The sequence below is a fragment of the Actinomycetota bacterium genome (genome assembly GCA_030682655.1).
GTDB lineage: Bacteria > Actinomycetota > Coriobacteriia > Anaerosomatales > JAUXNU01 > JAUXNU01.
This window is the reverse complement of sequence record JAUXNU010000037.1, coordinates 1-8,129: the sequence shown is the minus strand read 5'-3', so window position 1 is coordinate 8,129 and position 8,129 is coordinate 1. Positions and strand designations below refer to the sequence as shown.

The 8,129-nt window shown below is 64.8% G+C and carries 8 protein-coding genes and 1 pseudogene; 1 reads left to right on the top strand and 8 read right to left on the bottom strand.

The features are described from left to right. Positions 1-57 precede the first annotated feature (57 nt). The 7 genes from Q8K99_02100 to Q8K99_02070 all read right to left on the bottom strand — a co-directional run bounded on the left by Q8K99_02100 (position 58) and on the right by Q8K99_02070 (position 7,371). Positions 58-663 carry a molecular chaperone TorD family protein gene (locus Q8K99_02100; GenBank protein ID MDP2181347.1) on the bottom strand — a complete coding sequence of 202 codons (606 nt, stop codon included), beginning with the start codon at positions 661-663 and terminating at the stop codon, positions 58-60. A 189-nt stretch (positions 664-852) separates the two neighbouring features. Then, positions 853-1,725: a methylenetetrahydrofolate reductase gene (locus Q8K99_02095; GenBank protein ID MDP2181346.1), complete on the bottom strand. Its 873-nt coding sequence runs from the start codon at positions 1,723-1,725 to the stop codon at positions 853-855. Then, the gene (locus tag Q8K99_02090; GenBank protein ID MDP2181345.1) at positions 1,718-2,440 is read right to left on the bottom strand and encodes a methylenetetrahydrofolate reductase C-terminal domain-containing protein; all 723 of its coding nucleotides are present in this window, start codon (positions 2,438-2,440) and stop codon (positions 1,718-1,720) included. Before Q8K99_02090 ends, Q8K99_02095 begins: the two co-directional genes overlap by 8 nt. Further along, a complete protein-coding gene (locus Q8K99_02085) occupies positions 2,437-4,884 on the bottom strand; it encodes a homocysteine S-methyltransferase family protein (GenBank protein ID MDP2181344.1) in 2,448 nt (815 codons plus the stop codon). Before Q8K99_02085 ends, Q8K99_02090 begins: the two co-directional genes overlap by 4 nt. Positions 4,885-4,907: 23 nt before the next feature. After that, positions 4,908-5,312 (bottom strand): NIL domain-containing protein, encoded by a 405-nt coding sequence (locus Q8K99_02080; GenBank protein MDP2181343.1) that lies wholly within the window; start codon positions 5,310-5,312, stop codon positions 4,908-4,910. 2 nt (positions 5,313-5,314) lie between these two features. After that, complete coding sequence (locus Q8K99_02075) at positions 5,315-6,487, bottom strand: homocysteine biosynthesis protein (GenBank protein ID MDP2181342.1); 1,173 nt, start codon at positions 6,485-6,487, stop codon at positions 5,315-5,317. Positions 6,488-6,855: 368 nt separating this feature from the next. Then, a complete protein-coding gene (locus Q8K99_02070; GenBank protein ID MDP2181341.1) occupies positions 6,856-7,371 on the bottom strand; it encodes an NUDIX hydrolase in 516 nt (171 codons plus the stop codon). 87 nt (positions 7,372-7,458) lie between these two features. Between Q8K99_02070 and Q8K99_02065 the strand changes: the two are divergent. After that, positions 7,459-7,875 (top strand): annotated as a pseudogene (locus Q8K99_02065) (EamA family transporter). 137 nt (positions 7,876-8,012) lie between these two features. Here the strand turns inward: Q8K99_02065 and Q8K99_02060 are convergent. Continuing rightward, positions 8,013-8,129 (bottom strand): hypothetical protein (locus tag Q8K99_02060; protein MDP2181340.1); only part of this gene is annotated, 117 nt, incomplete at its 5' end.

Sequence of the window (8,129 nt, the reverse complement as noted above, 5' to 3'; positions counted from 1 at the left end):
ACGGCCCTGGAAGACCCGTCCGGGCTCGCGAAGGGCCACGGGTGACGTGAGCGACGCTCAGACAGATGCGATATCGTGGCAGGAGGGTCGATTCGGAACTTCAGAACCGGCTCGGCGACCTTCGTGAAATATCGAGGCTAGGAACTGGCGAGCCCCTTCGAGCGCGGTGGCATCGCCAGCGGATGCCCTCCAGAGAAGGTGCGCGATGAACCTAAGCTCGTTCGTGATATGTGAGGGACAGGTATCAGGGCATACGGGCGCGAATCCCGCTTCGGCGTACGAGCGCTCCAGCTGAACGCCAACAGCCACAGGATCCCCGGTCAGGTACATGGAACCGCAAGACGCCACGCACGGCATGGGGTCCTTCGAGTTCTCGCCGCCGAACAAGCGGATGTGCTCCGCGTGTATCGGTCCGACGTTGCCGACGTTGCGGGTCCAGGCCAATGCATCGCGACCGGCCTCGAGCACCCCTGTGGAGCGGACCGGGCATGAGGGCACCCCCGGGCAGACCTCCAGAAGCGCATCGATCGCCTCGACGTAGTGAGCGAGATCGAGCCCAAACAGCACCGACAGCGCGTCGAACTTGGCCGCTCTAAGCGACAGCAGCCGTATCTGCTCGTAGTCCAGACAATCCGGACGTGACGCCTGCTGGAACCGAAACATGAGATCCGCCAGCTCCTCAAGAAACCCGAATGCACCTCAGTCGGCTCTACCGCGAGCCCACTCCGCCTGCTGATGCAAACGTTGTCGGCAGATGGCGAGATACGGGTCGCTTGTGATGAATGGCGTGGCGCGCTGACTGACGGCGGGTATGAGAGGACGTGTGGCCGACGCGTCAAGGGATGATCGACCCTACGACAGGCCGGCTCCTGAGACGATATCGCCCACCGCGTCGTCAGCGCCAAGCGGCATGATGTGGACGCCGTCCGCGATGGCCCTCAGCCCTCGAACCTGCTCGGTCGCGAGTCTGACGGACTCGGCAAAGGGATCGGCGGCCGACCGGATGCGGTCGGCGATCGCGTCGGGCACCATGAGCCCGGCAAGCTTCTCGTTGATGAAGTCCACGATCCGCGGGCTCTTGAGTAGCAGCACGCCCGCGATGATCTTGACGCCGGTCGGACGCAGGCCCTCAACCGCGCGTGCGAACTTCTCGATATCGAAGATGGCCTGTGACTGGAAGAACATCGCCCCGGCCTCCACCTTCCGCATCGCGCGACCGAGCTGGATGTCCCAAGGCTCGACTTCGGGGAACAAGCCCGCTCCAACGAAGAGATCCGTCCCACCCGTCAAGGGCCTCCCCATCATGTCAGTCCCATGGTTCATGTTGGTGGCGACCGAGATGAGCTGCGTCGAGTCAAGGTCGAAGACCGCCTTGGACTGGGGGTGATCGCCGTGTCGCGTATCGTCACCCGTGATGCACAACACGTTCTCGATGCCGAGCATCGAGGCTGCCAACAAGTCAGACTGCAGCGCAAGCCTGTTGCGGTCCCGACACGTCTGCTGAAACACCGGCTCGAAACCCCACTCGAGCAAGGCAAGCGCCGCACCGAGCGAAGACATGTGCAACGCCGCGCCTTGGTTGTCCGTGACGTTGAGCGCATGGCAGAACGGCCCGACGGCCTCGACAGAAGCCTTCATGGCGGTTATGTCGGTACCGACAGGGGGTGCGATCTCGCCGGTAACGACGAACTCGCCTCGCTCAAGCGCCTCGCGAAGCCTACTCATCACCGTCACCTACGTGACCGCCTGCGCCCTCGGTGCCTGAATCACGGGACTTCCCGCGCGCCCCCTTGTCGCCGCGCATGTTGATCGAGCCCGGCTTCAAATGCTTCGAGTAGTCCTTGGCAGGCACGAACGTCACCCCGCCGCGGTGTTGCTCTGCGAGCCGTCTCTGTATGCGAACGTGCGTACACTCGCGGTCTGTCTGTACCTCGCATTTGCCTTCCCACATGCCACCGCAAGGACCGTTGAGAAGTCCCTTGGGGCATGTGGTGACGGGGCAGATTCCGGCGGTCTGATCGAGCACGCAGTCGCCGCACATCGAGCAGCGCTCCTCGAACACGCCATGTCTGATGACATTGCCAAGGAACATCGAATCCAGTCCCGGGAACACGGGCTTGTCGGTGGAGTCCGCGACGGTCTGCACGCCGGCACCGCATGTGAGCACGAGCACGGCATCTGCGCGATCGATGCTGCCCTTGTTCTTCCGAGCCTCGAGCTTGGTCCCACCGAGGTGACACGCCACCTCGCCGATAGCCCAACCCGTGACCTCGAACCCGTCCTGCTCCAGGCGCGTCTTGGCCTGCAAGATCGCCTTCGCATCTCCGGTTCCAGCGACGCTGGCACACTGTCCACACCCCATGATGAACACGGAGTGCGCTTCGATATCGGTCAGGTTGCGCTTGATGCGTTCCCAGTCCCGGGGCTTGGTGATGATCATCGCGTTCGCGCTCCCCGTTGCGCGACGGCTTCGCGCACGACACGCACGCATCCGGGTGCGTCGTCCGAGTACCCTGCACCGATGCCCTCGGCCCAGTCACCCGTCACGACTGCTCCGCCCACGAACACGGGAACGCCCGGGTACTCCTCGGTGAGGAGAGCGACTGTGCGCTCCATCGCAGGCAAAGTGGTGGTCATGAGCGCGGACAGACACACAGCATCTGCCGAGGAAGCCGCGTCGAGCACCCTCTCGGGAGCCACGTCGACGCCCAGGTCACTCACTTCAAAGCCCTGGCTCTCCAGAAGCGAGATGCAGATGTCCTTGCCGATCGAGTGGATATCGCCTTTCACCGTCGCGAAGGCAACGCGGCCCTCGCTGTGCGATGCGTCCTCAGGCAGATACGTCTTGACGCGGGCAACCGCTGTCTTCATCGCCTCAGCGGCAACCATGAGCTGCGGTAGAAAGACCTCACCGCGACCGAATGCCTCACCGAGTCGCTGGATAGCGGGAGTCAGCACACCCGCGATCACCGAGGCAGGCTCCGCTCCCGCCGCGATGAGCGCATCGACCAGCGCCGGAGCCCCGTCCGCGTCTCCGCGCTCGACCGCGGCTGCGAGGTGCGCGTCAACCGGGCGCTCGTCGGCCGCGCCGACGGACTCGCCCTCTGTGGTCGCTCCACCCCGTGCCCGGGCCAAGGCAGAATCGTAGGCCGCGTCCCATGCGGCCCACACGTCTCCATAGGCATCGGCGCCGCCGCCCGCCGCCCGCGCGGAATCGGCAACACGCACCGCCTCCATGACAACGTGATCGTCAGGATTGATGATGCCTGCGTCCAGTCCGGCCGCAGCGGCGGCGGCAACGAAGGCGGCGTTCAGCACCGGTCTGTCGGGCAAGCCGTGACTCACGTTGGACACGCCAAGGACTGTCGCCAGCCCCAGGTCATGCGCCGCTGCGAGCGTCCCAACGGTAGTGCGAGGCGCGTCCGCATCTGTCGCAGCGGTCATGACGAGAGCGTCTACCAGCAGGTCCGAGTCGGTGAGTCCTGCGGCGTGAGCGGCCCGTCGTACCCGCTCCACGATCGCGATTCTGCCCTCGACCGTCTCAGGAATGCCCGAATCGTCGAGCGCAAGCACGATCACGGCCGCCCCATAGCGCGCGGCAAGCGGAAGAACCAGCGAGAGCGATTCGTCGGCTCCGTTGACGGAGTTCACCAGCGCGCGACCCGGATACTCTCGCAACGCCGGCTCGAGAGTGGTCGGGTCCGTGTTGTCCAGTACAAGCGGCAGATCGGAGGTTCCCACGAGCGCACGTACAGCCTCGCGCAACCGCGCCACCTGATCGACTCCAGCCGCGCCAACGTTCACGTCGAGAACGTCCGCCCCGGCCGCAGCCTGCTCAGTCGCGTACGACCTGACCACCGACATCGAGCCCGCGCGCAAAGACTCCGCAAGCTCCGGCTTGCCGGTAGGATTGATGCGTTCGCCAATGACCGCCAGCGGCGCGCCCGCGCCGATGCGAACGTGACCGCGCGGGCCCGCGAGCACTACTCCGGGCAACCCGGTGCGGCCCGTCCGCACCGGCAATTCCTTGGCGAAGTCGAAGATCGAACCGGTGAACTCAGGTGTCGACCCGCAGCACGAGCCAACAAGCGAGGCTCCCGCCTCCACGAAGAGCGCGGCGTGACGGCCCATCTCCTCAGCAGTACCGGGAAAGACGGTCGACCCGTTCTCGAGTCGGGGCAGACCCGCGTTGGGCTGAACGATGATCGGGAGCGACGTCGCCGCTGCCATCTCTTGGACGAGCGGCAGCATCTGCTCCGGTCCGAGGCCGCAGTTCATCCCGACGGCACTGGCGCCGGCGGCCTCCAAGATGACGGCCGCAGTGGCAGGATCGGTGCCGGAGAGATCCATGCGGCCCGAAGCCCCGAAAGTGCAGCTAGCAAAGACCGGCAGGTCGCAAACGGAGCGCGCTGCGAGAACGGCACACCGGGCCTCGGCGATGTCGGTCATCGTCTCGATGATGATGGCATCGGGGCTCTCGGCTGCCAACGCCGCAGCCTGCTCGGCGAACATCTCGAACAGGTCGTCGAACGTGGCACTGCCCAGCGGCTCTAGCACGAGGCCGGTAGGACCCATGTTCGCAAGGATGTGCTGGGCACCGCTCTCGCGCGCAAGACGCACGCCCGCCCGGGCGAGTTCCTCAACACGGTCCGCTAGCCCGTGCTCGGCGAGCTTGGCACGCGTGCCCCCGAACGAGTTCGTGGTAACGCAGTCCGCACCCGCCAGCCGGTAGTTGTGGTGGATCTCCCGCAGGATCTCAGGGGCTGTTACGTTGAGCTGTTCGGGGCATTGACCAGACGGAAGGTCATAGCGGTGCAGTATCGTACCGAGCGCCCCATCGATCACGAGCACCTCTGTACCGAGTCTTCTGAGTATGTCAGGCATCCGATTCTCCGTGGCTTCTCTAGCTAGAACCGAAGCGTCACAGCACGTCGTGGGCACACCACAACGCACGCCTCACAATATACGCACTTGTCCTTGTCGAACACGAGGCTGGCGGCCTTGTCGAGCGCCAGGGCACCGGGTTTGCACACCGCAGTGCAGAGCCCGCAAACCACGCACGCCTCCTCGTCGAGGAAGATGTCGCTCGCCGCCTCGCTCACCGTAAGCCCTTGGTCCTCGAGGAACCCGATGCCCTGTGTGAAGTCTTCCTTGCGGCCGGTGATCTCGAGAAGCATCCTGCCCTGCTGTCCCGGCTGGATCTGCGCCCGGATGATATTGGGAACGAGATCGTAATCCTTCACCAGGTGGTAGATGACCGGCTTGAGCGACTGCCGGGGCGGAAAAGTCAGATCGAGTCTCTTGCGTGGCATGGCTAGATCGCCTCCTCGGAGCGGATCTCAAGCGGCTTGAACGACTGGCTTCCAGGCTGTGGGAGCTGCTGTAGCGGAGGAGCCAGCGGGAAGCACTCCTCGGCTATCCATCTCTTGAGCTCGGCGGCGATGGCCCGCGCCTTCGGGAGCGAGCTGATCGGACCGGTCGGGACTTGCTTGCCATCAACCTCTATCGAGCCGGTGCGAAGCTGTGCGTAGGTGACCTGCCCAAGCGACGGTCGGCTTCGGTGTTGCACCGCGTAGTCGAACACGGTCGCCGTCAGGTCCTCGTCGGTCAGGGCGAGCGTCTCGGCTATCTCCTCGTCAAGCACCGGTATCGGAATACCGATGCCAACGAACGCGCTCACACCGTACTTTGTGAACGTCGCCGCCGAGAAGAACTCGGGCGAGGCCGCCTTCAAGTCCGCTATCACGGCGATCGTCCCGCTCGGTGCGGTCGGCACGCCGTGCTCGTCGCGGTTCTGGTTCGGGTTGTGCTGCGTCCCTTCCCAGGCGACATACCCCGGCGCCCCGGCCACGAAGATCCGACTTCCCACGCCGATCGTTCGGTACGTCGGATCGTTCAGTAGCGGCGAGAGCGCACCGGCCGAGCAGTACGTAGCGTTGGCGAGCCTCGGCAGAAGAGTGCCGAGGTAGGTGTAGAGCGCCTGGTCGCCCGTATTCACGGCCACCGCGTAGTTCTGGTACGCGTTGCGCGGGTTGAAGAGGTACGCCTGATTCAGGTCCTCGAGCGTGACCCAGGTGTCGATCTCGGTACGCGGGTAGCAGTCCGTCCCGGGTCCGGTCGCGCGAAGCCGCACGGCACGTCCGCGCAAGAGATCCTCGATCACGTGCGCGCCGCCGTACTCGATACCCTTCGAACGCGAGGGCTCGGTCGCGCCGAGGTAGGTGTCCACCGCGGCCAGACCGCCACTCGCCGGTACGTCGTTGAGCGTGATCGTCTGCATCTTGATAGGCGGATCGGAGTGACCGAAGTTGAGGAAGGCGCCACTCGAGCACATCGGCCCGAACGTCCCCGTTGTCACGACGTCGACCTTGCGCGCTGCCGCTTTGACTCCGTCGGAGGCCGCCACCTCCGCGAACTCCTCGGCGGTCATCACGACGGCTTCACCCGACGCGATGCGCGCATTGATCTCTTCCCAGCTCTTGCTCATCCGTTCCACCTCCAATAGAAAACGCCCCCCGCCCGACAACAGTGTGTTGTGTCAGGGCGAGAAGCGTGTGCGTCTCGCGGTACCACCCGACTTCGCTCTCCTGTGGAGAACCTCTCAAGCACGGAACCGGTGGTAGCTCGCTCGCGGTGGGCAGGGTCATTGCGCGAGGGGTTCTATGCTCTCTAGCCCAAGGTATCGGGGGCGACCGTCCGGCATTACTCCGCTATTCGCGTTTCCTCCGGAAGCCTCCGGGGCCATGTTCCGCAGCTCTTCGGACACCGGTTCTCAGCTACCCCGGCTCTCTGGTGGTCCTACTGGGTCCGCGTACTCTTCCCCATCACAGGCGGCTATTCACTTGTCCGGCCATTCTAGTGACCGGGCGAAGACCCGTCAATGCCAAGGACGGAGAGCGCGTCGACGATCATCCCCGAGTGATCGAACGCCAGCCGGGGCAGGTCATCCAGCCGATGCCACGCAGCCTCGGCTGCGTCGTCGCCGCCGACCGCCGACGGAGGCGACTCGCCGGCGTCAGCGACCCACGCGACGCTTACGGTCCATCCGCGTGGGTCCCGGCCTGGGTCCCCGTAGGCGGCTACCTGCTGCATCGGACCGTCCCACTCGACACCGGTCTCCTCGGCAAGTTCGCGAAGAACCGCGTCACGCAGGCGCTCACCCTCCTCGACGAAGCCACCGGGGAGAGCCCACTCGCCGGAGTAGGGATCGAATCGCCGCAGAACTAGAAGGACCTCGCGGGCGTGTGGTGGCCCCGCCACGAGGACGATGTCGACCGATAGCGCTGGGCGTGAGAAGTTGTAGCGCGGCATTGCGTAAGTGTAGCGCGTCCGAAACGCGAGGCTGTTGCCAACGGCCCGTCGCTCCCGCATCTCGCTCCAGAATCCGTCCCGCGCTATCCTTGGCGAGTCCGCCACACATATAGCCGCATGTGAGGTCACGCGTTGACACTCAACCCATTGAACTGGTCTCACAAGACCAAACTCATCGCGGCATTCGCGACCCTCTACGTAGTGTGGAGCACAACCTATCTGGCCATCCGCATCGGCCTTCAGGCCGATCTGCCGCCAGCGCTCTTCATGGCGATGCGCTCGTTGCCGGCCGGCCTTCTCATGCTCGCATTCGCCAAGTGGCGCGGCCGTTCGCTGAAGGTGTCAAAGCGCGACATGCGCACCATCGTGGTTGTTGGCATCTTCCTGCTCGTCGGCGGGCAGTACGGGACCTTCCTGGCCGAGGAACGCATCCCCAGCAGCCTCGCTGCACTCATCGTCGCGCTGCTGCCGCTGTGGATCGCGACCGCGGAATCGGTCGTGCCCGGCATGGACCGTCCCACCTGGAGGGGCTACCTGGGCCTGACGGTCGGATTCGCCGGGCTCGGAGTGCTTCTCTGGCCTCGGCTCACCGGTGTCAGCGGTGGCCGATTCGAACTCATCGGTATCGGTATCCAGATTCTCGCTACCTGGCTTTGGACGGCAGGATCGATCATTTCGGGATCTTGTGACACATGTGTGGGTCACGCCCGACCTCTTCCGGGTAGCGGGGGGCAGAGTCCGGAGAGCGTGAGCTGGGCGAGCGCTATCAGTGCGAAGGGGTCGTGGAAGCCGTAGGCTCGTTGCTGTATGAGCCGGAT